The 23348-nt window shown below is 63.7% G+C and carries 23 protein-coding genes; 17 read left to right on the top strand and 6 right to left on the bottom strand.

Features of this window, described 5'->3' with window-relative positions:
• Positions 1-67: 67 nt before the first annotated feature.
• The 4 genes from AC1RKI_RS06640 (at position 68) to AC1RKI_RS06625 (ending at position 3760) form a co-directional block, all read left to right on the top strand.
• Positions 68-1348 carry a glutamate-5-semialdehyde dehydrogenase gene (locus AC1RKI_RS06640; RefSeq protein WP_061955456.1) on the top strand — a complete coding sequence of 427 codons (1281 nt, stop codon included), beginning with the start codon at positions 68-70 and terminating at the stop codon, positions 1346-1348.
• Between the two features lie 16 nt (positions 1349-1364).
• A complete protein-coding gene (locus tag AC1RKI_RS06635; protein WP_150979558.1) occupies positions 1365-1787 on the top strand; it encodes a CopD family protein in 423 nt (140 codons plus the stop codon).
• 36 nt (positions 1788-1823) lie between these two features.
• A complete protein-coding gene (locus AC1RKI_RS06630; protein ID WP_061955460.1) occupies positions 1824-2429 on the top strand; it encodes a 2-hydroxychromene-2-carboxylate isomerase in 606 nt (201 codons plus the stop codon).
• A 68-nt stretch (positions 2430-2497) separates the two neighbouring features.
• Positions 2498-3760, top strand: a complete 1263-nt coding sequence (locus AC1RKI_RS06625) for a THUMP domain-containing class I SAM-dependent RNA methyltransferase (protein ID WP_244786087.1) — start codon at positions 2498-2500, stop codon at positions 3758-3760.
• A 75-nt stretch (positions 3761-3835) separates the two neighbouring features.
• Here the strand turns inward: AC1RKI_RS06625 and AC1RKI_RS06620 are convergent, their stop codons facing one another.
• From AC1RKI_RS06620 to AC1RKI_RS06605, 4 genes are all read right to left on the bottom strand, one after another.
• The gene (locus tag AC1RKI_RS06620) at positions 3836-4885 is read right to left on the bottom strand and encodes a response regulator (protein WP_061955464.1); all 1050 of its coding nucleotides are present in this window, start codon (positions 4883-4885) and stop codon (positions 3836-3838) included.
• 207 nt (positions 4886-5092) lie between these two features.
• Positions 5093-6565 (bottom strand): NAD(P)(+) transhydrogenase (Re/Si-specific) subunit beta, encoded by a 1473-nt coding sequence (locus AC1RKI_RS06615; protein ID WP_061955466.1) that lies wholly within the window; start codon positions 6563-6565, stop codon positions 5093-5095.
• Entirely contained in the window at positions 6565-6897 is a 333-nt protein-coding gene (locus AC1RKI_RS06610) for an NAD(P) transhydrogenase subunit alpha part 2 (protein WP_061955554.1), read from the bottom strand. The genes AC1RKI_RS06615 and AC1RKI_RS06610 overlap by 1 nt, the downstream gene beginning before the upstream one ends.
• Positions 6898-7050: 153 nt before the next feature.
• Complete coding sequence (locus AC1RKI_RS06605) at positions 7051-8172, bottom strand: Re/Si-specific NAD(P)(+) transhydrogenase subunit alpha (RefSeq protein ID WP_492794434.1); 1122 nt, start codon at positions 8170-8172, stop codon at positions 7051-7053.
• A 348-nt stretch (positions 8173-8520) separates the two neighbouring features.
• Here AC1RKI_RS06605 and AC1RKI_RS06600 point away from each other — a divergent pair, with 348 nt between their 5' ends.
• The 5 genes from AC1RKI_RS06600 to mnmA all read left to right on the top strand — a co-directional run bounded on the left by AC1RKI_RS06600 (position 8521) and on the right by mnmA (position 12322).
• The gene (locus AC1RKI_RS06600) at positions 8521-9321 is read left to right on the top strand and encodes a TorF family putative porin (protein WP_492794436.1); all 801 of its coding nucleotides are present in this window, start codon (positions 8521-8523) and stop codon (positions 9319-9321) included.
• A 120-nt stretch (positions 9322-9441) separates the two neighbouring features.
• Positions 9442-9762, top strand: coding sequence for a hypothetical protein (locus AC1RKI_RS06595; RefSeq protein ID WP_341248139.1), 321 nt, complete (start codon positions 9442-9444; stop codon positions 9760-9762).
• Positions 9749-10657, top strand: coding sequence for a 4-hydroxy-tetrahydrodipicolinate synthase (dapA, locus tag AC1RKI_RS06590; protein WP_061955475.1), 909 nt, complete (start codon positions 9749-9751; stop codon positions 10655-10657). The genes AC1RKI_RS06595 and dapA overlap by 14 nt, the downstream gene beginning before the upstream one ends.
• 58 nt (positions 10658-10715) lie before the next feature.
• Positions 10716-11246, top strand: coding sequence for an NUDIX hydrolase (locus AC1RKI_RS06585; RefSeq protein ID WP_150979563.1), 531 nt, complete (start codon positions 10716-10718; stop codon positions 11244-11246).
• On the top strand, positions 11243-12322 hold the full coding sequence (gene mnmA, locus AC1RKI_RS06580) for a tRNA 2-thiouridine(34) synthase MnmA (protein WP_227458949.1): 1080 nt from the start codon (positions 11243-11245) through the stop codon (positions 12320-12322). Before AC1RKI_RS06585 ends, mnmA begins: the two co-directional genes overlap by 4 nt.
• Positions 12323-12397: 75 nt before the next feature.
• Here the strand turns inward: mnmA and AC1RKI_RS06575 are convergent, their stop codons facing one another.
• Positions 12398-13012: a glutathione S-transferase C-terminal domain-containing protein gene (locus AC1RKI_RS06575; RefSeq protein WP_061955556.1), complete on the bottom strand. Its 615-nt coding sequence runs from the start codon at positions 13010-13012 to the stop codon at positions 12398-12400.
• A gap of 292 nt (positions 13013-13304) precedes the next feature.
• Here AC1RKI_RS06575 and purB point away from each other — a divergent pair, with 292 nt between their 5' ends.
• The 8 genes from purB to AC1RKI_RS06535 all read left to right on the top strand — a co-directional run bounded on the left by purB (position 13305) and on the right by AC1RKI_RS06535 (position 22184).
• Entirely contained in the window at positions 13305-14681 is a 1377-nt protein-coding gene (gene purB / locus AC1RKI_RS06570) for an adenylosuccinate lyase (RefSeq protein ID WP_061955481.1), read from the top strand.
• Between the two features lie 363 nt (positions 14682-15044).
• A complete protein-coding gene (locus AC1RKI_RS06565; RefSeq protein WP_150979566.1) occupies positions 15045-15608 on the top strand; it encodes a cytochrome b in 564 nt (187 codons plus the stop codon).
• 77 nt (positions 15609-15685) lie between these two features.
• Positions 15686-16261 carry a YceI family protein gene (locus AC1RKI_RS06560; protein ID WP_061955486.1) on the top strand — a complete coding sequence of 192 codons (576 nt, stop codon included), beginning with the start codon at positions 15686-15688 and terminating at the stop codon, positions 16259-16261.
• 76 nt (positions 16262-16337) lie between these two features.
• The gene (locus AC1RKI_RS06555) at positions 16338-16928 is read left to right on the top strand and encodes a YceI family protein (protein WP_061955488.1); all 591 of its coding nucleotides are present in this window, start codon (positions 16338-16340) and stop codon (positions 16926-16928) included.
• Between the two features lie 374 nt (positions 16929-17302).
• Positions 17303-18694, top strand: coding sequence for a class I SAM-dependent methyltransferase (locus tag AC1RKI_RS06550; RefSeq protein ID WP_061955560.1), 1392 nt, complete (start codon positions 17303-17305; stop codon positions 18692-18694).
• Positions 18695-18722: 28 nt separating this feature from the next.
• The gene (locus tag AC1RKI_RS06545; protein WP_061955558.1) at positions 18723-20054 is read left to right on the top strand and encodes a sensor histidine kinase; all 1332 of its coding nucleotides are present in this window, start codon (positions 18723-18725) and stop codon (positions 20052-20054) included.
• A 7-nt stretch (positions 20055-20061) separates the two neighbouring features.
• Positions 20062-21195 carry a hybrid sensor histidine kinase/response regulator gene (locus AC1RKI_RS06540; protein ID WP_061955490.1) on the top strand — a complete coding sequence of 378 codons (1134 nt, stop codon included), beginning with the start codon at positions 20062-20064 and terminating at the stop codon, positions 21193-21195.
• Positions 21192-22184 carry a response regulator gene (locus AC1RKI_RS06535; protein WP_061955492.1) on the top strand — a complete coding sequence of 331 codons (993 nt, stop codon included), beginning with the start codon at positions 21192-21194 and terminating at the stop codon, positions 22182-22184. The genes AC1RKI_RS06540 and AC1RKI_RS06535 overlap by 4 nt, the downstream gene beginning before the upstream one ends.
• Positions 22185-22352: 168 nt before the next feature.
• Here AC1RKI_RS06535 and secF read toward each other — a convergent pair whose 3' ends face one another.
• Positions 22353-23327 (bottom strand): protein translocase subunit SecF, encoded by a 975-nt coding sequence (gene secF, locus AC1RKI_RS06530; RefSeq protein WP_061955494.1) that lies wholly within the window; start codon positions 23325-23327, stop codon positions 22353-22355.
• Positions 23328-23348 lie beyond the last annotated feature (21 nt).

The following is a 23348-nucleotide window of genomic DNA, read 5'->3' as shown; positions in this document are numbered from 1 at the left end:
GGCAGCCGCGCCGGCACATCGACATCGCGGCACCCACAGCAAACCGGGCATCGCCCGGGACATCATCATGACCGAGTTCGATCTCCACGCTTACATGCACCGCGTCGGCCAGCAGGCCCGCGCGGCGTCGCGCGCCATGGCGCGCGCCTCCACGGCCGACAAGAACCGCGCGTTGCTGACGATTGCCGCAGCCATCCGGCGCGATGCCGACCAGCTCAAGGCCGTCAACGCGCGCGATGTGGAGCGTGCCCGCGCCAATGGCCAGGACGCCGCGTTCATCGATCGCCTGACGCTGTCGGACAAGGCCATTGCGACGATGGCCGCCGGCCTCGAACAGATCGCCGCGCTGGCCGATCCGATCGGCGAAATCACCAACATGAAGTTCCGGCCCACCGGCATCCAGGTAGGGCAGATGCGCGTGCCGCTGGGCGTGATCGGCATCATTTACGAATCGCGTCCGAATGTGACCATCGATGCCGCAGCGTTGTGCCTGAAATCGGGCAACGCCACGATCCTGCGCGGCGGCTCCGAAGCGATCGAATCGAACACCGCGCTGGCAGCGCTGGTGGCCGAAGGGCTGTCCGCGGCCGGCTTGCCGGCCGAAGCGGTTCAGGTGATCGAGACCACCGATCGCGCGGCAGTCGGTCGCCTGATCACGATGACCGAATACGTCGACGTGATCGTGCCGCGCGGCGGCAAGAGCCTGATCGCGCGCCTGATGGAGGAGGCGCGGGTGCCGATGATCAAGCATCTGGACGGCATCTGTCATGTCTATATCGACGACGATGCCGATGCCGAAAAGGCGGTGCGCATCTGCGACAACGCCAAGACCCAGCGCTACGCGCCGTGCAACACGATGGAAACGTTGCTGGTGTCGCGCAAGGTGGCGACCGCGATCCTGCCGCCGTTGTGCCGTATCTACCAGGAAAAAGGCGTCGAGTTGCGTGTCTGCGCCGATACACGCACCACACTTGAAGCAGCCGGATTCTCTGGCCTGGTCGACGCCACGGAAGAAGACTGGCGCCTGGAATATCTGGCGCCCGTGCTGGCGATCCGCATCGTGGATGGCCTCGACGCTGCCATCGCGCACATCAACACCTATGGCTCGGCGCACACCGACTCGATCGTCACGGAAAACTACACGACCGGCATGCGCTTCCTGCGGGAAGTCGATTCGGCCAGCGTGATGATCAACGCATCGACGCGCTTTGCCGATGGCTTCGAGTACGGACTCGGCGCGGAGATCGGCATCTCGAATGACAAGCTGCACGCACGCGGTCCGGTCGGACTGGAAGGGCTCACTTCCCTGAAGTACGTCGTGTTCGGTCACGGCGAGATTCGCATCTGAAAGGACGGACAAGTCGATGCTTTGGGTCAAGGCCTTTCATATCCTGTTCGTCATCTCGTGGTTTGCGGGGCTGTTCTATTTGCCGCGCATCTTCGTCAATCTGGCGATGGAGACCGATCCGGCAAGCGTCAAACGCCTGCTGCTCATGGCGCGCAAGCTATTTCGCTTCATGACGATACTCGCGGTGCCGGCACTGGTGTTTGGCCTGTGGCTGTTCCTGGGCTACGGCATCGGGCGCGGTGCGGGGCAGGGCTGGATGCACGCCAAGCTGGCGCTGGTACTGGTATTGATCGGCTATCACCATGGTTGCGGCGTGTTGCTGCGCAAGTTCGAGCGGGGCGTCAATACGCGCTCGCATACGTTCTATCGCTGGTTCAACGAGTTGCCGGTGCTGGTATTGCTGGCCATCGTGATTCTGGTTGTCGTAAAGCCGTTCTAGGCTATTGGGTTTCCACTGTTTTTCGATGAGGTCGTGATGAGCAAGCAGGTCGAATATTTCCTGGCGCCACAGTCTCCGTTCGTCTACCTGGGCCATGCGCGTTTCGTGGCGATCGCCAACCGGCACAATGCGCAGGTGCTGCTAAAGCCGGCCGATCTGGGCAAGGTGTTTGCGGTCTCCGGCGGCTTGCCGCTGGCGCAGCGCCCGCCGCAGCGTCAGGCGTATCGGCTGATCGAGCTCGAGCGCTGGAGCAAGTTTCTCGATATCCCGATGAACCTGCATCCGACCTACTTCCCGGTCTCCGGCGACGCCGCGGCCCGGCTGATCATCGCCGCGCAGCTGGCGCACGGCACCGCCCGCGCGCTGGAATTGACCGGCGCAATCTCGCGCGCAATCTGGGCCGAGCAGCGCAATATTGCCGACGCGGCCACGTTGGCGCAGATCGCCGACGAGAACGATTTCGACGGCGCGGGACTGCTCAAGGCCAGCGAGGCGCAAGCGGTGCAGGCGGCCTATGCGCAGAATACGCAGGACGCGATTTCGGCCAATGTGTTCGGCGCGCCGTGGTTTATCCATGACGGTCAGCCCTACTGGGGCCAGGACCGGCTCGATTTTCTCGATCGCGCGCTCGCGGCGGGCTGATCGACGCGCCGGGCCAAATTTGTTCCGTCCGCCGTTGCGGACGTTTTTGTTTTCAGGAATCTCACGCCATGACCCAAGCCTTTTTTGCTCCTTGCCCGCGCGGCCTTGAATCGGCGCTGGCCGACGAGCTGCGCGAGATTGCGCAATATCCGGCCGTGGCGGCCACGGCGCCGTTCGAGGTGCATCGCGAGATGCCGGGCGGCGTGTCGTTCTCCGGCGAGATGGCTGCCGCGTACGCGGTGAACCTGCATTCGCGCATTGCCAGCCGCGTGCTGTTGCGCGTGGCGCAGCGCGGCTATCGGCACGAAGACGATATCTACACGCTGGCGCGCCAGCAGCGCTGGGAGCAGTGGTTCTCGCCGGACGAGACGCTGCGGGTCGATATCACGTCGCACAAGTCCGCGCTGCGCAGTCTCAATTTCACGGCATTGCGCGTGAAGGACGGCGTGTGCGATGCGATGCGCGAGCGGCTCGGCGCACGGCCCAGCGTGGACACGGTGAGCCCCGACGTCCGGATCTACGCGCACCTGAGCGAGACCGATTGCACGCTCTATCTGGATACTACGGGCGAACCCTTGTTCAAGCGCGGCTGGCGCATGGAAAAGGGCGAAGCACCGCTGAAGGAAAATCTCGCCGCCGGCATTCTGCGTCTGGCCGGCTGGACGCAAGGACAGACGGACCGTCCGTTTTTCGATCCGATGTGTGGCAGCGGCACGTTCCTGGTGGAAGCCGCGCAAGTGGCGCTCGGCATCGCGCCGGGCGTGGGGCGCACCTTCGCGTTCGAATGGCTCAAAGGCGCCGATACCCGGGCCTGGCAGGCATTGCGGTCCGATGCGCAGCGCGCGCGTGAAGAGGCGGCAGGCCGTGCTGCCACGCTGCAGATTGCGGGTTCCGATATTTCGACCGACATGCTGTCGATGGCGGACGCCAACTGGCAGCGCGCCGGCTTGCCCGGCGATGTGCCGCTCAAGCAGGTCGATGCGCGCTTCGTGCAGCCGCCGTTTGCGCAAGCCGGTGTGCTGATCATGAATCCGCCTTACGGCGAGCGCATCGCGGTGCGTGGGGATCGCCGTAACGCGCTGCAGGATGCGCCGCGCGACGAAGCCGAGGAGGCGGCCGCAAACCAGTTCGCCACGGCCTTCGCCACGACCCTGAAGCAGAATTTTTCAGGCTGGCAGGCGTGGGTATTTACCGGCGATCTGTCGATGCCGAAACGTCTGCGTCTCAAGGAATCGCGGCGGACGCCGCTGTTCAACGGCAATATCGAATGCCGGCTGTTTCGTTTCGACATGGTGCGCGGCGCAAATCGCGAACCGCAGAAGAAGGACTGACTACGTTGCGCTGCATCCCTGCGATCTTCAGGCCGCGGCGGCCCGGGGATCGCGCAGGAACTTGCGCATCACGCTTCACGCGTGCCGGTTGCGCCCCGTCAGCGCGTCTGCATTGCGCGCGAACTCTGCAAGGAAGCTCTGCAGGCTGACCACCGGTTCCTGCAACATATGGCGCGGCAGGTCGAACAGCGCGTAGAAATATTCCTCGTTGCCCTCGCAGCGTTCCGCCGGCAGGCAGTATTGCTCCCAATCGACACAGGCCGGCGTGTACATGCCGTTGCCCGGCCAGAAGAACGGCACGATGCGGCCTTCGCGCAGGCCCTCGATCAGCGCGGCCGGCGCCTCGTAGGCTTCGGCCGATTCCACCTGGCTCATCAGTCCCGCGCGCGTCTCGATCACCATCAGCGTGGCATGGCCCTGAGCCGTCAACAGCAGCATGCCGACCGGATTCGGAAACAGGTAGTACTCGACGAAACCGTAGCGCGCGGCGGTCTGGCGCACGCGCTCGGCCATCGCCGGATCGGACAGGAACGAGTACGAATGGCGTGTCAGCAGGTCGCGCAGCGTGCGCGAGATCGAGGCGAAGTATTGCTGCTGCAGCGCGTCGATTTCCTCGTTCAGGCGCGCCACCATGTTCGGGTCGTGCTTCTTGACGTAGCGATCGATCAGGCCGTGATTGAAACCTTGCACCGCGATGCTTTCGTCCGCCGTGCCGGTCAGCAGGATGGTCTTGCAGGGCAGGTCTTCCAGCGACTGGCAGAATTCCAGGCCGTCCATCTGCGGCATCGAGTAATCCACCACGATCACGCCCGGCTGCAGGAAGCGGTGCACGTCATGGATCTGGCGATGAATGCGGTCGACATCGAGCTGCACGGTGCGGCGCTCGGAAAGAAAGGTCAGGTCGTCGTGCGTGACGCGCACCGGCAGGAAGGCGGGGTGGCGCGTGGCATAGGCTTCGCGGATCCAGCCCAGGGCCTCGCGCGGATCGGTAAAGCTGACCACGGCGCGCGATGCATCCATCTGGAACGCCAGGCTGTCGATAAACGATTTGCTATCGTCGACCAGCACCGTCAGGACGGGGTGATGGAAGACCGACAGGTTCCTGTCATGCGCAGTGAATGTCATGGTGCGATCAAATCTGGCGGCCGGCCGCAAAGGGAAAACAGTGGGGCAAGCCAGTATAGCGCCTGCGATTGGGCGTGCAACCGGACCACGCAAAAGGAAACGGCCAGCGTTGGTTGCTGGCCGCAGTAGTTCGATTTTATTGATGACAGGTCTGCGCGCTGCTTTATTCACACGCCGGACGAGCGGCCTGTCAGTATTAACGGCAGATTAGTCGACCGACTTGAACATGTCCTCCACCACCTTCTTGGCGTCGCCGAACACCATCATGGTCTTGTCCATATAGAACAGCTCGTTGTCCAGGCCCGCGTAGCCGGCCGCCATCGAGCGCTTGTTCACGATGATGGTCTTGGCCTTGTACGCTTCCAGGATCGGCATGCCGGCGATCGGCGATTTCGGGTCGGTCTTGGCCGCCGGGTTGACGACGTCGTTGGCGCCGAGCACCAGCACCACGTCGGCCTGGCCGAACTCACTGTTGATGTCCTCCATCTCGAAGACCTGGTCGTACGGCACCTCGGCCTCGGCCAGCAGCACGTTCATATGGCCCGGCATGCGCCCCGCCACGGGGTGGATCGCATACTTCACGGTCACGCCGTGCTCGGTCAGCTTTTCGGTCAATTCCTTGAGCGCATGCTGCGCCCGCGCGACCGCCAGGCCGTAGCCGGGCACGATGATCACGGTTTCCGCGTTGCTCATCAGGAATGCCGCGTCGTCGGCGGAGCCCGATTTCACATTGCGCTGCGCCTGCGCGCCTCCCGCGGCCGCCGCCGAAGTGTCGCCGCCAAAGCCGCCCAGGATCACGTTGAAGAACGAGCGGTTCATCGCGCGGCACATGATGTACGACAGAATCGCGCCCGACGAGCCGACCAGCGAGCCGGCGATGATGAGCATCGGATTGTTCAGCGAGAAGCCAATGCCCGCCGCCGCCCAGCCCGAGTACGAATTCAGCATCGACACCACCACCGGCATGTCCGCGCCGCCGATCGGGATGATGATCAGCACGCCCAGCACGAACGCGATGGCCAGCATGATCAGGAACGGGAGCCATGCCTGCGACATGAAGAAAATCACGCCGAAGCCGATCATCGCGACGGCCAGCAGCAGGTTCAGCCAGTGCTGCCCGGCGAACACCACTGGCGCGCCCTGGAACAGGCGGAACTTGTAGCGGCCCGACAGCTTGCCGAACGCGATGACCGAACCTGAGAACGTGATCGCGCCCACGAAGCAGCCGATGAACAGCTCGATACGGTTGCCCAACGGAATCGCATGCGAGCCGGCCGGCGTGATGCCGAACGCTGCCGGCTCGGCCACCGCGGCCACCGCGATGAACACCGCCGCAAGACCGATCAGCGAGTGCATCGCCGCCACCAGTTCCGGCATCTTGGTCATCTCGACCTTGCGCGCCACATAGGCGCCGATGCCGCCGCCCACCACCAGTGCGCCGAAGATCAACGCCAGGCCGGTGCCGATCGACGATTGCGCCGCGCCTGCGGCGATGAATTCGTTCTTGAGCTTGACGATCAGCGCCAGCGTGGTCACCACGGCAATCGCCATGCCGATCATGCCGAAGGTGTTGCCCTTGCGCGCCGAGGCGGGGTGGGACAGGCCCTTGAGCGCCTGGATGAAGCAGATCGACGCCACCAGGTACAACAGCGTCACAAGGTTCATGCTGATGAGTTCCATCACGCCGCCTCCTTGCCTGCGCCCGATCCCGCCTTCGCTTTCGGTTCCTTTTTCTTGAACATCTCCAGCATGCGCTGGGTCACCAGGAAGCCGCCAAACACGTTCACGGCGGCCAGCGCCACGGCCAGCGTGCCCATGATGCGGCCCACGCCGCCTTCGGTCAGGCCGGCCGCCAGCATCGCGCCGACGATGATGATGGCCGAGATCGCATTGGTCACGGCCATCAGCGGGGTGTGCAGCGCCGGTGTGACCGTCCACACCACGTGGTAACCCACGTAGATCGCCAGCACAAAGATGATCAGGTTGATCACCGTGTGGTTCACCATCTCCATCGACTTCTCCTCCGTTGCTTTCGAATACGTGCTGCCGTGCGTCACGTCGATCGGGACTGCAAGGATCGCCACTGCAAGATCAAGGTGCGCCGACGCCGCGGCAGCGATGGCGGCGCGGACGGTCCGGTCCGCGCCAGCGTGTCATCGCGGAAATCAGGCGGCCTGCCTGACGACCTGGCCGTCCTTGCACATCAGGCAGGCGGCGACGATGTCGTCTTCGAGGTTGAGGGTGTAGCGGCCGTCCTTGTCGACGATCAGCTTGAGGAAGTCGAGCACGTTGCGCGCGTAGAGCGCCGACGCATCGGCCGCCACCATGCTGGCCAGATTGGTATGGCCGATCAGGACGACGCCGTGGCGCTCCACGACTTCATCGGGCACGGTCAGCGGGCAGTTGCCGCCCTGCACGGCTGCCAGATCGACGACCACGGAGCCCGGCTTCATCTGCTTGACCGTGTCTTCGGCCAGCAGAACCGGCGCCTTGCGGCCCGGGATCAGCGCGGTGGTGATCACGATGTCGGCCTGGGTGGCGCGCTGGTGGACGAGTTCGGCCTGGCGGCGCATCCAGTCCGCAGGCATCGGACGCGCGTAGCCGCCCACGCCCTGGGCGATCTCGCGTTCCTCGTCGGTCAGAAATGGCACATCGAGAAACTTGGCGCCGAGCGATTCGATCTGTTCCTTGACGGCGGGGCGCACGTCCGATGCCTCGATCACCGCGCCGAGGCGTTTCGCCGTGGCGATCGCCTGCAGCCCGGCCACGCCCGCGCCCAGGATCAGCACCCGCGCGGCCTTGACTGTCCCGGCCGCGGTCATCAGCATCGGCATGAAGCGCTGGTAGTGGTGCGCGGCCACCAGCACGGCCTTGTAGCCGGCGATGTTGGCCTGCGACGACAGCACGTCCATGCTCTGCGCGCGCGTCGTGCGCGGCGCGGCTTCCAGCGCAAATGCGGTGATCGCGGCGCTGGCCATGCGCGCGTTGTTCTCGACATCGAACGGATTGAGCATGCCGACCAATACGGCGCCAGGCTTGATCTGCGCGCGCTCGGCGTCGTCCGGTGCGCGCACCTTCAGCACCAGCTCCGCGCCCAGTGCGTCGGCGACGGACCCGATGCGAGCGCCGGCGGCTTCGAAGGCGGCGTCGGGAATGCTGGCGCGTACGCCTGCGCCCGACTGCACCGTGACCTGATGGCCCTGCGCGACGTATTTCTTGACGGTCTCCGGGGTGGCGGCGACACGCGTCTCACCTGCCCGCGTCTCGAGCGGGATGCCGATATGCATCGTCAATTTCTCCTGTCTGGCGTTTTTATGTATTGGTCGGGCCAACGTCCTCGCCCGTTGGTGCAGCGCGGAACGCAGCATCAATTTTTGCGCAGCTTACCCGAAACTTACGTCCGGTGGTGACTGGGTGGTCAGCGATTTGTGCTTTCGTCGAGACTCATTTTTTCGCGGAATGAAATGGCTCGTTTCATTCGGACCCGATTGCCTCTAATTACGCTTTTACCAAATGACATCGACATCACAGTATTTCTTGACGCCGATTTGATGCGCGGATCGATATCGTGGCGCTTGCGTCGCTTTCGCGATGTTCATTCAAACGCCTTCACGCCTTCACGTTATCGCTCCCTCATGATTGCAACTCGTCTGTTCACTTCCGCGCCCGCCGCGCTGGCCGCCTGCGTGCTGCTTGCAGCGCCGTTTTCCTCGGTATTGGCACAGGAAGTCCCGGCCCCAGCGCAGGACGCCGCCAATACCTCGCCGCATGCGTTCACCGCCAATGTGTCGCTGGTTTCGGATTATCGATATCGCGGTATCAGCCAGACTGACCGGCGCCCGGCCGTGCAGGGCGGCTTCGATTATGCGCACGCCAGCGGTTTTTATCTCGGAAACTGGAATTCCAGCATCAGCTGGCTCGGCGACGCCGACGCATCGGTGTCGGCGCCGGTCGAAATGGATTTCTACGGCGGCTTCCGGAATACGTTCAAGCTGGCGGAGCAGGACATCAATTACGACGTTGGCGTGCTCGAGTACTACTATCCGGGCGGCTATACCGCGACGCGTCCGTACACCACGGAAATTTACGCCGGTGTCGGCTGGGGGCCCGTGTTTCTCAAGTATTCACACGCCGTGACCAACCTGTTCGGTTTTGCCGACAGCAAGAACAGTTACTACATCGACCTCACGGCCAACGCTCCGCTCAACGTGTGGGATCTCACGCTCAATGCGCATGTGGGATACCAGGGCGTGCAGCATTTCAGCGATGCGTCGTACACGGACTGGAAAATCGGCTTGACCCGTGACCTCGGCCACGGCTTTGCGCTGGCCGTTGCGTATATCGGCAGCAATGCCGACAAGAGTGTCTACACCAATTCGCGCGGCCGCTATCTGGGCAAGGCGACGGCGTTTGCATCGATTACCAAGACGTTCTGACCCTACGGGCTTTACGCGATCTTGATGCGCGTCCCGGCAATCGATGCACAAGCTTGACGCGCGCATCCCTAGCATAAAGCCATGTTCAACAGAAGGTCCGCGCAACGTGGACCACGCCTTATGCGACAGTCATCGAGTCTCGCCGTAGCGTTTGCTTCGATTCCGCGACGCCGCTCCCCTTCGCACGATCAGTGGATTCGCCTGCGGCTGGCGGTGTCGTCGGCGCAGGTGTTTGCGCTGCGCCAGACATTGCATCGCGCGATTGGCAGCATGGCGCGGATCTACGTCGTGCAGGTCGATCATCGCCACGGCGAAACCTCGCTGCATGTGGAGGTGGAACGTGCCGATCGCGATGCGGCGATGCACGCGATCATGACCGCGCTGCCGGCGGCGGAATTCGGCGCCGCGTCTGTGCTGGGAGAGGATCATGGCGCGCAGTGAGGCGCCGCGCGGCGCGCTGGCCGAGGGTTTGTGGCTGCCGATGATCACGCCGCTGCAACACGATCGCGTGGCACTCGATACGGCCCAGCGTCTGGCCGCGCACTACGCCGCGGCTGGCGTCGACGGCCTGATCGTGCTTGGCACGACCGGCGAGGGCGGCCTGCTGACCGATGCCGAGCGTTCGATGCTGGCTGCCGCCGTGCTCGAAGCCGTCGATGGCGCGGTGCCGGTGATCGCAGGCGTCGGCGGCGTGGCCACGCATGCCGTGTGCGATCAGGTGCGCAAGCTCGATCGTCTGGCGCTGGCCGGATATCTCGTGCCGCCGCCGTACTATCTGCGCGTATCCGATGAAGGCATCGCCTGGCACATGCGCAGTGTGGCCGGCCAGACCGGCAAGCCGCTGATGCTCTACAACGTCCCCAAACGCACGGGCTGCACGATGTCGCCCGAGCTTGTCTGGCGGCTGGCGACGCATCCGCAGATCGTCGCCATCAAGGAGTGCGATCCGGCCGGATTGCGCACGCTGGCGATGCAGGACCGCATCGGTGCATTTTGCGGCGACGATGCGTCGATGCTCGAGCATCTGCTGCGCGGCGGTACGGGCATCGTGCCGGCTGCCGCGCATATACGCCCAGACCTGTTTGTGCGGCTGCTGCAACTGGCGCGCACCGGGCGCGAAGAGGCCGCCCGCGCGCTGTTCCGGCAATTGTCGCCGTTGATCGGCCTGTTGTTCGCCGAACCCAATCCCGCGCCGGTCAAGGCGGCTCTTGCGCTGTGCGGTCTTGCCACCGCGGAAGTGCGTCGACCCTTGATGCCAGCATCGAAAACGCTGGCGGCACAGCTGGACGCAGCGATGGCGTTGCTGCCGCCAGCAACCGTCGCGCGGGCTGCGTGACGGGGTAGAACGATGCACGTTTCGACGGCAACCGGTAAAATGCCCGATTGCTTAAAAAATGTGCATCATGTCACGAGAATGGAATGCCAGCGTCACAGTTGCCGCCGTTATCGAACGCGGCGGCCGTTTCCTGATGGTGGAAGAGGAAACCCCGGACGGCTTGCGCCTGAATCAGCCCGCGGGCCATCTCGAGCCCGGTGAAAGCCTGATCCGCGCCGTGGTGCGCGAAACGCTGGAAGAAACCGCGCACACGTTCGAACCGCGTGCCTTGCTCGGTTGCTACATGAGTCGCGGCCGCTCGTCGCGCGACCAGGGCGACACCACCTATATCCGCTTCGCCTTCACGGGCGACCTCGGCGCGCTGGACGCAGGCCGCCAGCTCGATGCCGGCATCGTGCGCACCGTATGGATGACCGCCGAGGAACTGCGCGCGTGCACCGAGCGCCATCGCTCGCCGCTGCTGATGGCTTGCGTCGACGACTATCTGGCAGGCAAACGGTTTGCGCTCGATATGCTGCACACCCATCCGACCGCCGTCGCCGACCCGATCGCCGCGGCCGCGGCCACCGCCTCGGGGGCCGCATCGTGAGCGGCAAGCGTGTGGTGGTGGGCATGTCGGGCGGCGTCGATTCGTCGGTGACCGCCTGGCTGCTCAAGCAGCAAGGGTATGAAGTGATCGGCCTGTTCATGAAGAACTGGGAAGACGATGACGACAGCGAATACTGCTCGACGCGGCAGGACTGGCTCGATGTCGCATCGGTGGCCGATGTGATCGGTGTGGATGTGGAGGCGGTCAATTTTGCCGCCGAATACAAGGACCGCGTGTTCGCTGATTTCCTGCGCGAATATTCGGCGGGCCGCACCCCGAATCCCGACGTGCTGTGCAATGCCGAAATCAAGTTCAAGGCGTTTCTGGACCACGCCATGTCGCTTGGCGCGGACACCATCGCCACCGGCCACTATGCGCGTGTGCGCCAGGCCGCGAACGGACGCTTCGAGCTGCTCAAGGCCTTCGACCACACCAAGGACCAGAGCTATTTCCTGCATCGGCTGAACCAGGCGCAACTGTCGCGTACGCTGTTTCCGCTCGGCGAAATTCCCAAATCGCGCGTGCGCGAAATCGCCGCGGAGATCGGCCTGCCCAATGCGAAGAAAAAGGACTCGACCGGCATCTGCTTTATCGGCGAACGGCCTTTCCGCGATTTTCTCAATCGCTACCTGCCGACCAAGCCGGGCCCGATGAAGACCGACGACGGCAAGGTGGTGGGCGAGCACATCGGCCTGGCGTTCTACACGTTGGGCCAGCGCAAGGGCATCGGGCTTGGCGGCAGCCGTGATGGCACCGGCGACGCATGGTACGTGGCACGCAAGGACATGGCGACCAACACGCTGTATGTGGTGCAGGGTCACGATCATCCGTGGCTGCTGACGCCCGTGCTGCATGCCGAGGATTTGTCGTGGGTGGCGGGCGAGCCCCCGGCCGCCGGCGCTGCGATGGCGGCCAAGACGCGCTACCGTCAGAGCGATGCGGCATGCACCGTGGTGGCAGCCGATGCGAGCGCGCTGGACTTGTCGTTCGCCGAGGCGCAATGGGCGGTCACGCCGGGACAGTCGGCCGTGCTTTACGACGGCGATGTCTGCCTCGGCGGCGGAATCATCCAGTAATCCGGTAATCCGGTAATCCGGTAAGCAAAACGGCCGCATGCGCGGCCGTTGTCGTATGGATTGCCGAAGGCGGCGTCAGGCTGCCGGCGGGGCGGTATCGATGAACGACTGGCGTTTCTCGATCTTTTCCTGGAAAGCCAGCAGATTCGGATACTGCGCGCGCCAGGCGATGTCCGGAAAGCGGAAATCGAGATACGCCAGCGCGCAGCCCACGGCCACATCGGCCAGCGTGTAGTGGATGCCGGTGCACCACGGCTTGTCGGCCAGACCGGCCGACATGGCGGCCAGTGCCGCGTCGATCTTGCCGCGCTGGCGTGCCACCCAGCTTTCGCTGCGTTCCTGCGGCTGGCGTTGCGTGCCTTCCAGCCGCACCAGCAACGCGGCGTCCAGCAGGCCGTCGGCCAGTGCTTCCCAGCAGCGCACTTCCAGGCGCTCGCGGCCGCCTTGCGGAATCAGGCGGCTGACCGGCGACAGGGTGTCAGCGTATTCGGCAATCACGCGTGAATCGAATACCGCGCCGCCATCTTCCATGACGAGGCACGGCACCTTGCCGAGCGGATTGAACTGACCAATCGTCGTATCGGGCGACCAGACGTTCTCCTCGATCATCTGGTACTCGATCTTCTTTTCCGCCAGCACGATGCGCACCTTGCGCGCGTATGGACTGGACTGCGACGCGTACAGCTTCATGTTCTCCCCTTGATCGATAAGCGAGGCGGAGTATACCTGCGGCGCGATGCAACTGCGGGGCCAATGGAGCGTGGCGCGCCGATCGCTGTGGCTGCCGGATCTCAAGCCGCACAGCGCCATGGCCCGATGGTAAAATCCCGCGTTGCGCGTTTGGCGGCTGCGCTCCTTCGCTGGCCGTCCTGGCCCTTGCTTTGCAAGGACGAGCGGCGAAATCGCCGCTTATGGTCGCTTCCCATGGTTCCAGCGCCTCCTGCGCGAGCCCCCTGTACCCCCATTTCTCCCGGTTGCCAGCATGTCCACCTCATCCCTTTCGCCGCTCACCGCCCTGTCTCCCATCGATGGCCGTTATGCCGCAAAGGCCGATGCGCTGCGCGAATGGCTGTCCGAGGCGGCCTTCATGCGCAATCGCGTCAAGGTGGAGGTCAACTGGCTGATCGCGCTGGCGCAGGCCGGCCTGCCCGATGTGCCGAAGTTCTCGGCGCAGTCCGAGGCCGCACTGCAGGCGCTGGTGGACAACTTCACCGAGGCCGACGCCGCGCGCATCAAGGAAATCGAGGCTGTCACGAACCACGACGTGAAGGCCGTCGAATACTGGCTCAAGGAACAGGTCAAGGGTAACGCCGAGCTTGAGGCAGCGAGCGAGTTCATCCATTTCGCCTGCACCTCGGAAGACATCAACAACACGTCGCACGGCATGATGCTCAAGGGCGCCCGCGACGGCGTCATCGTGCCGACGCTCAAGCGCGTGCAGGCCCGCCTGGTGGAACTAGCCAAGCTCAACGCCAACCAGCCGATGCTGTCGCGCACGCACGGCCAGCCGGCCAGCCCGACCACGCTGGGCAAGGAGCTCGCCAACGTGGCCGCGCGCCTGGCGCGCGCCATCGACCGTATCGAGCGCGTGGAGCTGCTCGGCAAGATGAACGGCGCCGTTGGCAACTACAACGCGCACCTCTCGGCCTATCCGTCGTTCGACTGGGAGTCGTTCTCGCGCCAGGTGATCGAGCAGCGCCTGGGCCTGACGTTCAACCCGTACACGATCCAGATCGAACCGCACGACTACATGGCCGAGCTGTTCGACGCCGTAGCGCGCGCCAACACGATCCTGCTGGATCTGAACCGCGACGTGTGGGGCTACATCTCGCTGGGCTACTTCAAGCAGAAGACCAAGGCCGGCGAGATCGGCTCGTCGACGATGCCGCACAAGGTCAATCCGATCGATTTCGAGAATTCGGAAGGCAACGTGGGCCTGGCCAATGCCGTACTGCGCCATCTGTCGGAAAAGCTGCCCGTGTCGCGCTGGCAGCGCGATCTCACCGATTCGACGGTGCTGCGCAATATGGGCGTGGCATTCGGCTACAGCCTGCTGGCGTACGAGGCATGCCTGCGCGGCCTGGGCAAGCTGGAAACCAATCCGGAACGTCTGAACGAAGACCTGGACAACTGCTGGGAAGTGCTGGCCGAGCCGGTGCAGACCGTGATGCGTCGTTTTGGCGTGCCCAATCCGTACGAGCAGCTCAAGGAACTGACGCGCGGCAAGGGAATTTCGCGCGAGGCGTTGCAGACGTTCGTGCAGGGTCTGGCGATCCCCGACGACGCCAAGCAGCTGCTGCTGGACATGACGCCAGCTAGCTATATTGGCAAGGCCGTGGAACTGGCAAACCGCATCTGACACTCGCCGGGCGCGGGAATTCCGCGCACCTCAGCGCGGCATGCTGAACAAGGGCTGACCTTCGGGTCGGCCTTTTTTGTTTGTGCCGCGCATCGACAGACCTTGCCGCCCTGCGACCAATCGCCGCTGCCGTTTTGCCCTGCGGCGCGCTAGGATCGTCGTCCGAGCGACGGGTGCGGCCTTCCGTCACATCAAACGATTTGAACAACTTAATGAAGTTCGTACTTTCTCTGGCCATGCGGACGCCATAATAATGCGAGAATTCGCTGCGACGGCGGGCACGTCCTGAGGCAGCAGACCGTCGGAACAGGTGGCATCAGCTGTTGACCATAACGAAAGCAACAATCGAAGGGATTGACTGACATGGGTTCCAATGGAGCGTGGCCGCGCGGCGAAGCGCGCTACACCGCAACGGCCATCGGCCTGCACTGGCTGATCGCATTTGGCATCTTTGCCGCCTTCGGTCTCGGTCTCTACATGACCGGCATTCCGGGGCTGACGCCTACCAAGCTGAAGCTGTATTCCTGGCACAAGTGGCTGGGCGTGACGATTTTCGTGGTGGCCGTGCTGCGCGTGCTGTGGCGCGCCACCCATGCAGCGCCCGCGGTGGCGCCCGGCACGCCTGCCTGGCAGGCCCGCGCCGCCGCGGCCGCACATCATTTGCTGTACGTACTGATCCTGGTGGTGCCGATCACCGGCTATCTCTATAGCTCGTCGGCGGGCGTGCCCGTGGTGTATCTGGGCCTGTGGAAACTGCCGCCGCTGATCGAAGCCAGCGACACGCTCAAGCCGATCCTCAAGTTTGCGCACGTCTGGCTGAACTACCTGATGGCCGGCATCGTCGTGGTGCACGCGGCCGCAGCCATCAAGCACCAGATCATCGATCGCGATGGCACGCTTGGCCGCATGATTCCGTTCCTGCGCTGACCGCGCGGGATTGCAGGCGCATTGCCCTGTATCCGATCAACGGCCCGCACGGGCCAGTCACCAGTGGAGTCTCTCAGATGAAACGCATGTCCCGTCCCGGCACGATGTTCGTGGCGGCCGCAGTGGCCACGGCCGGTCTGGCCGCCAATCTCGCCTGGGCCCAGATCGATGCTGCGAAGAGCTCGGTCACTGCCACCGCCAAGCAGATCGGCGTGCCGATGGAAGGCAAGTTCAAAAAGTTCGACGCCACGGTCGACTTCGACCCGGCCAAGCTGGCAACGTCGTCCGCCAAGGTCGAGATCGATGTGTCGACCTTCGAGATCGGCGATGCCGAGACCACCAAGGAGGTCAAGGGCAAGGACTGGTTCGACGCCGGCAAGTACCCGAAGGCCGTGTTCCAGTCCACCAGCATCAAGGCCGGCGCGGCTGGCAAGTTCGACGTGGCCGGCAAGCTGACCATCAAGGGCAAGACCGTTGACGTCACCGTGCCCGCCACCTATCGGCAGGAGGGCGGCGCCCAGGTATTCGACGGTGTGCTGCCGATCAAGCGCACCGTCTTCAATATCGGCGACGGAGAATGGAAGGACACCTCGGTCGTAGCCGATGACGTACAGATCAAGTTTCACATCGTGACACCGGCAAAGAAGGGTTGATGCGGGATTTCCTGCCGACGCCGCCTTGCCGATTTTTTTCGCTTTGACTCTCCAACTTTTTGACGGGAGATTTTCCATGAAGATGCGCACCCTGATCGCCGCCGCCGCGGCTGCTTCCGCCACGTTTGCCGCCGGCGCCGCCATGGCCAATGCCGCGACGTACAACATCGATCCGACCCACACGTATCCGAGCTTCGAGGCCGACCACATGGGCGGCCTGTCGAAGTGGCGCGGCAAGTTCGACAAGTCCACCGGCGTGGTTACGCTCGATCGCGCTGCCAAGGCCGGCACCGTCGACATCAAGATCGACGCCGCATCGATCGACTTCGGCAACGGCAAGCTCAATGAACACGCCAAGAGCGCCGAGATGTTCGACGTGCAGCAATTCCCCGATGCCACGTACAAGGGCAAGTTCTCGAAGTTCAACGGCGATGTGCCGACCGAAGTGGACGGCGTGCTGACGCTGCGCGGCGTGTCGAAGCCGGTGAAGCTCGAGATCAAGGAATTCAAGTGCATCCAGCATCCGATGCTCAAGCGTGAAGCGTGTGGCGCCGATGCGGTGGCCTCGTTCAATCGCGCCGACTTCGGCCTCGACTACGGCGTCAAGTACGGCTTCAAGCAGGACGTGAAGCTGGCGATCCAGGTGGAAGCCATCAAGGCCGACTGATCGCGTATCGCTTCAATCCGGCGTATTAGCGCCGGTCGGGAGGTTGTCACTTCCCTAAGACATGGTCCGGCATGGTTGCCGGGCCATTTTTTTTGACCGCGGCATACCCCACTTCTGGCCGCGAGTGCACGGTTGTGCGGTTTAGAACTGCCACAGTACAATGGTTCGCCGCAGTCCCACCCTCTGGGGCCGCGCCCGTACCGGTGCCGCCGGTCGCGCGCGCTCCCGCAACAGGTCACGCGCATCAATATGAGCATCGGCTGCATTCCCTGATTTTCGGTAGTTGGCCGCAAGATTTTGCCTAGCTGTACCTGGCCGACGCCCGAAGGCGTAGCGGCTTACAGCGTTTCTTGGATTTCCCCTGGCGCGATACCGTGTACTCCAAAACGCAAATCGATCCGGTAGTTAGCTTCCGCAACTCGCAGGGCGAGCAGGTGCGGGGCACGATCATCAATCTCCAGCGCAAGTCGCTGGTGATGGAAATCTACAATCCCTATTCGATTGTCCAGGTCAGCGAGGTCTTGAGCGAACTGACCGTGCGAATGGGCGCGAAAAACGCTTATCTGGGCAAAGCTGTCGTCATGAGCCTGGTAAACACCGGCCTGACCGCAGTGGTTTCCCTGACGCTGATCGACGAATGGCGCGAGCTGACGGACGTCAACGATGCCCCGAAATCGGTCGCGCGCGAAGCCGAGACATTCGTGCAGGACTGGGATACGCGCTTCAATATCAGGCGCGATTACCAGATCGTGGTCAACGAAATGCGGGCGTTCCTGTCGGAAGTGTCGCGCTGGGTGGAGCAGGTCGACCTGACCGAATCGCTGCCCAAGAAGGAAGGGCGGCTGCGCGAGGACGTGTTCTACGAACTGGCGTCGCCGCTGATGGGCAAGGTCAAGACCTACCTGGACTGGCTCGAAGGTGAGGCGCAGCGCGTCGATCCTGAACTGGCGCCCGTGCACCGCACTTACGCACAGGCCGCGCTGCACCCGTTGCTGCTGCGCGCGCCGTTCGTCTATCGCACTTTCACCAAGCCGCTCGGCTATGCCGGCGACTACGAGATGGTGAACCAGATCCTCAGCGATCCGCAGCAAGGCCCGACCACGTATTTCCAGATCGTCAACACGGCGTTCCTGAAGGCGGCGGTGGCCACGGCGCACCGCAACCGCATCGATCTGCTGATCGATTTCCTGACGCGCCAGGCCGAGCGCGCACGCGCGGAAGGCCGCACGTTCCGCATCCTGAACGTCGGATGCGGGCCGGCTTTCGAAATCCAGCGCTTCGTGCGCGAATATCCGAATCCCGAACTGCTGTCGTTCCAGCTCGTCGACTTCAGCGAGGAAACCCTCGAATACACGCGCAACTCCGTCGAACGTTCCGCGGCGGCGGCCGGGCACAAGGCATCGGTGGAGATGCTGCACCAATCCGTGCACGAACTGCTCAAGCGCCGCATATCGGCCGACGATCCCAGCGTGCGTGAATTCGATGCGGTCTACTGCGCGGGGCTATTCGACTACCTGTCCGACAAGGTCTGCGCGCGCCTGCTGTCGTACTTTGCATCGCGCTCCAAGCCCGGCGGCCAGTTGCTGGTCACCAACGTCCACTCCGACAACCCCGAGAAATTCGGGATGGAGCATTTGCTGGAGTGGTACCTGATCTATCGCGACGAGGCGGGAATGTCCTCGCTTTTGCCGGAGAACTCGCATGCCCACCGACTCTATGTCGATGAAACCGGCGTCAATGTCTTCGCCGAAGCCACTATCCGCTGAGGACGAGGCCGCGCCGCCTGCCAAGGTCGTGAGCTCGAACCAGCTCTACGCCGGCTACCAGTCGGAACTCGCCGATTTTCGTCTGGCTTTCAGCCGCGGCGGCGCCTACACGGCCATCGCGCTGGTGATGCTCGGCGTCGGGCTCGACTACGGCCAGTATCCGCATTTCCAGCTGCCGTTCGCGGTGGCGCGCGTGGTGGTGTCGCTGATGATCGCCGCGGTGGTGGTAGCGCTCTACAGCCAGGCCGGGCGACGCTTCGCCCCGTGGCTGACCATGACGTGGCTGCTGCTGCCGCAGATCATGATTGCGTGGATGATCTCGCGCACCGAGGGCGTCGAATCGCCGTACTACGTGGGCCTGAACCTGGCGATCTTCGCCTCGGGCATCGCGCTGCCGTTCGGGCTGTGGCAGAACCTGGTATTCGGCATCCTTTCGTACCTGCTTTACGCCGCCGCGTGCCTGCTGCACCCGGGCGGCATCGAGCCGGTTGGCACGTTCATCGTCAACTCGCTGTTCCTGTTGTTTGCCGCGGCGGCCAGCGGCGTCTACACGTTCTTCAACGAACGTGCGCGCTTCATGCTGTTCCGGCTCAAGGCCGAGGTTGCCGACAAGAATACCGAGCTCGAGGTCATCAACCGGAAGCTGGTCGATATCAAGGGCCAGATGCTGCAGCAGGAAAAGATGGCGGCGATCGGCACGCTGGCCGCGGGGCTGCTGCACGAAGTCAACAACCCGGTGAATTTCTGCCTGATGGCCATCGAGGTGGCGATGGAAGAGCCGGCGGCGAAGGCCGAGCCCGGGCTGCAGGAATGCCTGGTCGACGCCAAGCAGGGCATGCAGCGCATCCAGCATATCGTTTCGGACCTGAAAACCTTTGCCTACCGCAAGCCCGGTGCGGAGGTGGAAGGCACGCCTTTCCTGTTCGAAAAGGCGCTCGATTCCTCGCAGCGCCTGACCGCGCACGAGCTGCGCGGTGTCAAGATGACTCGCGAAATGCCCGTGGATACGCTGGTGCTCGGCGACGAAGCCGCCATCATCGGCGTGCTCATCAACCTGTTCTCTAACGCCGCGCTGGCCATGCGCAAGGCGGGCACCAAGGATCCCGCCATCCACACCACGGTGCGCTGGCAGGAAAAGCGGCTTCATGTCACGGTCAGGGACAACGGTCCCGGCATCGCGCCGGAACATCTGGCGCGCGTGTTCGAGCCGTTCTTCACCACGCGCGAAGTGGGGCAGGGCCTGGGGCTTGGCCTGTCGATCAGCTATGCGGTGATCGAGCGCCATGGCGGCACGCTGTTCGCGGAGAGCGAAGTCGGCCAATGGGCCGCCTTCAGCTTCGATTTGCCGCGCGCGGAGTAATGCCGTGATGACCGCTATCGCGCAGGTGCGCCCCACGGTTCTCTACGTCGATGACGAGGAAATGGCGTGCAAGTATTTCGCGCGCGCTGTCGGCAGCGAGTACGAGGTCCTGTTGGCCAGCGGCGCCGAGGAAGCCGTCGGCATCCTGCGCGCAAACCACGCGAAAATTTCGGTGCTGGTCACCGATTTCCGCATGCCCGGACGGGACGGCGGCGACCTGTTACGCCAGGTGGCGCTCGACTATCCGCATATCGTGCGCATCCTGGTCACGGCCTATGCGGACAAGGACATGCTGCTGGAGACCGTGAACACCGGCGAGGTGTTTCGCATTCTCGAAAAGCCGATTGCCGTGGCCGACGTGCGCGAGGTATTGCGCCTGGCCGGCGAACGCTATCGCGAGCGCACGATGCGCCAGCAACGGCTGATGGCGATCGACGAAACGCTGGCGTTTCTTGCGCACGAACTGAACACGCCGCTGGCGGCCATCGCCAACTTCGCGCATGGCATCCAGTCGCGCGTGGCCACCGAGGTGACGCCGTTGCGCAACGCGGAGATCGGCCAGGCCGCGGCCGCCATGCACGACAACGCGCAATATTGCCTGGCCGTGCTGTCGTCGTTTCTCCAGTCGGTGCGAAGCAGCGCGGGCGGCGCGGCGCCACGCCCGGGCGCCGGCAACGAAGTCAGCGCCGGCGCGCTGGTGGCATCCCTGCTCGATAGCTATCCATTTGCCGATAACCAACGTAGCTGGGTACAGGTCGAGCTGAAAGGCGATTTTGTGGTTCCGGTGCTGCCCAACTGCGTCGCATTGGTGCTGTCATCCGTGATGAGCAATGCGCTGCGGGCGCTGGGCGGTACGGCGGACCCATCGCTGCGTTTTGTCGTGGCCGCCGGCGAACGTCCCGAAATACGCATTGCCGACAACGGTCCCGGCATTCCGCCCGAGGTCATGGACCGGCTGCTGGTGGATCCCGTCACCACCCATGCATCGGCCGGCGGAAACGGCATGGGCATGATTTTTTGCAACCGCGTGATGCAGTCGTTCGGCGGCGGCATCCGGATCGCTTCGGCGCCCGGCGCCGGAACGACCGTTACCCTCGATTTCCCCAATTTCAAGAATCGTATGCACAGGAGTGATCGATGAGCGAACTGAATACTACGCAGGCACCCCCGGCGATTCTGTTCGTCGATGACGAGGCAACTGCCGTCAAATATTTCCAGCGCGCCATTGGCCAGCTGGCGCCAGTGGTGACCGGCCAGTCTGTCGAGGAAGGCAAGGCCCTGCTCGATGCGCACGCCGACAGCCTGGCCGTGCTGGTATCGGACCAGCGTATGCCGGGCGAATACGGCAACGAACTGCTGCGATATGCGCGCGAGCGCTATCCGCATATCGTGCGGATCCTGACCACGGCCTACTCGGAACTCGACCAGACCGTCGAAGCGGTCAACCAGGGCCAGATCCATCGCTATATCAAGAAGCCGTGGGACATCACCGCGCTGCGCATGGAACTGAAGCAGGCGCTGGAGCTGTCCGGCCTGCGCAGGGAGCGCGACCAACTGGTGCGCGAAAAGCTGATGGTGTTGCAGACGCAGACCGTGGCCACGCGCGTGGGCATGGTGCATGCGCTGTGCGCGAGCCTGATCGGCCCGGGCCGCTTCCAGCCGGTGGAGACCTATCTGTCGGGCGCAAAGCTGTCCGGCGCGCAGAACGCGGAGCCCGATTGGCAGCGCCTGGACTACGCCGATCTGGTCGGCGCGGAAAGCCAGCGCAGCGGATCATTCGGCCATGCGGTGGGCAGCAAGCTGGCGCAGTTGCGTGCGTCGGGCCGAAGCGCCGCGGACGTGGCCGCGGTGCTTGCCGAGGCGCTCGGTGCGTCGGTGCGCCGCGACGCTGACGCTATCACCTGGACTTCGCTGAGCGCGTTGAACGAGTTCGTGTCGAAGCCGGTTGGCGAGGCGGTTTCCGCCGATCATGCCGCCTGGCTGGCTGTCCTGTTGTGGCTCGATGAGGCCGGCGGCGCGCTGCAGCTTGCGCGCGAGGGCGAATCGATCACTGCCCGCCCCGGCCCGCGCACCGAATCGTTCGCATCAGACCGCCTGGCCGTATGGATCGAACAACTGGTCGAGGCTTGAGAGACGCCGACACCGCGTCGTCACCGCTCCCTTCAGCACGATGTCCAGACCCCGCCGCGGCGGGGTTTTTTCTTGCCTTTGCCGATGCCGCCGCGCATCGGACGGCAATGACGGCCACAAAAAAGGCGCCCGTAGGCGCCTTTCGCGTGTGTCAGGTGCTGCGGGCCGTCAGGCCTGCGCGCCGTAGTTCGGATCGTTGCGATCAGTGACGTCGCCGCCTTTCTTCTCGCCCTTCACCAGGTCTTCGCGCTTCACGCCCAGCCACATCGCCAGCGCCGCGGCCACGAACACCGACGAATAGATACCGAACAGAATACCCACCGTCAGCGCCAGCGCAAAGTAATGCAGCGTCGGACCGCCGAAGAAGAACATCGACAGCACCATCATTTCGGTCGAACCGTGCGTGATGATGGTCCGCGACATCGTGCTCGTGATCGCGTTGTCGATGATCTCGTGCGTGGACATCTTGCGGTACTTGCGGAAATTCTCGCGGATCCGGTCAAAGATCACGACCGATTCGTTCACGGAGTAGCCGAGCACCGCCAGAATGGCCGCCAGCACTGACAGCGAGAATTCCCACTGGAAGAACGCGAAGAAGCCCAGGATGATCACCACGTCGTGCAGGTTCGCGATGATGCCGGCCACCGCGAACTTCCATTCGAAGCGGAACGACAGGTAGATCACGATGCCCGCGACCACACACAGCAATGCCAGCAGGCCGTCCGTGGCGAGTTCCTTGCCAACCTGCGGCCCGACGAACTCGACGCGCTGCAGCTTCACATCCGGCGCGGCGGCGCTCAGCGCGCCCAGCACCTGTTCGCTCTGCTGGGCCGAGGTCACCGGCTTGCCGTCCGGACCCTTCTGCAGGGGCAGGCGGATCATCACGTCGCGCGAGGTGCCGAAGTTTTGCACCTGCACGTCGGAGTAGCCGAGCTTGCTGACCTGGCCGCGGATTTTTTCGAGGTCGGCGGACTGCTGGTAGTTGACCTCCATCACCGTGCCGCCGGTGAACTCGATCGACAGGTGCAGGCCCTTGTGCCAGAGGAAGAAGACAGCGGCGGCAAACGTCAGGAAGGAGATCACGTTGAAGACCAACGCGTGCTTCATGAACGGAATGTCGCGCTTGATGCGGAAAAATTCCATGATGTATTCCTGATGTGTCCT

The organism is Cupriavidus sp. GW822-FHT06G04 (assembly GCF_058799075.1).
The sequence above is the reverse complement of the archived record's forward strand: the minus strand, read 5'-3'. Positions and strand labels throughout refer to the sequence as shown.

Excerpts from the sequence above, each read along its gene's own strand:
- dapA (WP_061955475.1), top strand. The coding sequence starts at position 9,749 with ATGGCGCGCAGTGAGGCGCCGCGCGGCGCGCTGGCCGAGGGTTTGTGG.
- AC1RKI_RS06585 (WP_150979563.1), top strand. The coding sequence starts at position 10,716 with ATGTGCATCATGTCACGAGAATGGAATGCCAGCGTCACAGTTGCCGCC.
- AC1RKI_RS06640 (WP_061955456.1), top strand. The coding sequence starts at position 68 with ATGACCGAGTTCGATCTCCACGCTTACATGCACCGCGTCGGCCAGCAG.
- secF (WP_061955494.1), bottom strand. The coding sequence starts at position 23,327 with ATGGAATTTTTCCGCATCAAGCGCGACATTCCGTTCATGAAGCACGCG.
- AC1RKI_RS06565 (WP_150979566.1), top strand. The coding sequence starts at position 15,045 with ATGGGTTCCAATGGAGCGTGGCCGCGCGGCGAAGCGCGCTACACCGCA.
- AC1RKI_RS06600 (WP_492794436.1), top strand. The coding sequence starts at position 8,521 with ATGATTGCAACTCGTCTGTTCACTTCCGCGCCCGCCGCGCTGGCCGCC.
- AC1RKI_RS06610 (WP_061955554.1), bottom strand. The coding sequence starts at position 6,897 with ATGGAGATGGTGAACCACACGGTGATCAACCTGATCATCTTTGTGCTG.
- AC1RKI_RS06560 (WP_061955486.1), top strand. The coding sequence starts at position 15,686 with ATGAAACGCATGTCCCGTCCCGGCACGATGTTCGTGGCGGCCGCAGTG.
- AC1RKI_RS06615 (WP_061955466.1), bottom strand. The coding sequence starts at position 6,565 with ATGGAACTCATCAGCATGAACCTTGTGACGCTGTTGTACCTGGTGGCG.
- AC1RKI_RS06540 (WP_061955490.1), top strand. The coding sequence starts at position 20,062 with ATGACCGCTATCGCGCAGGTGCGCCCCACGGTTCTCTACGTCGATGAC.
- AC1RKI_RS06535 (WP_061955492.1), top strand. The coding sequence starts at position 21,192 with ATGAGCGAACTGAATACTACGCAGGCACCCCCGGCGATTCTGTTCGTC.
- AC1RKI_RS06605 (WP_492794434.1), bottom strand. The coding sequence starts at position 8,172 with ATGCATATCGGCATCCCGCTCGAGACGCGGGCAGGTGAGACGCGTGTC.
- AC1RKI_RS06630 (WP_061955460.1), top strand. The coding sequence starts at position 1,824 with ATGAGCAAGCAGGTCGAATATTTCCTGGCGCCACAGTCTCCGTTCGTC.
- purB (WP_061955481.1), top strand. The coding sequence starts at position 13,305 with ATGTCCACCTCATCCCTTTCGCCGCTCACCGCCCTGTCTCCCATCGAT.
- AC1RKI_RS06635 (WP_150979558.1), top strand. The coding sequence starts at position 1,365 with ATGCTTTGGGTCAAGGCCTTTCATATCCTGTTCGTCATCTCGTGGTTT.
- AC1RKI_RS06625 (WP_244786087.1), top strand. The coding sequence starts at position 2,498 with ATGACCCAAGCCTTTTTTGCTCCTTGCCCGCGCGGCCTTGAATCGGCG.
- AC1RKI_RS06575 (WP_061955556.1), bottom strand. The coding sequence starts at position 13,012 with ATGAAGCTGTACGCGTCGCAGTCCAGTCCATACGCGCGCAAGGTGCGC.
- AC1RKI_RS06620 (WP_061955464.1), bottom strand. The coding sequence starts at position 4,885 with ATGACATTCACTGCGCATGACAGGAACCTGTCGGTCTTCCATCACCCC.
- AC1RKI_RS06555 (WP_061955488.1), top strand. The coding sequence starts at position 16,338 with ATGAAGATGCGCACCCTGATCGCCGCCGCCGCGGCTGCTTCCGCCACG.
- AC1RKI_RS06595 (WP_341248139.1), top strand. The coding sequence starts at position 9,442 with ATGCGACAGTCATCGAGTCTCGCCGTAGCGTTTGCTTCGATTCCGCGA.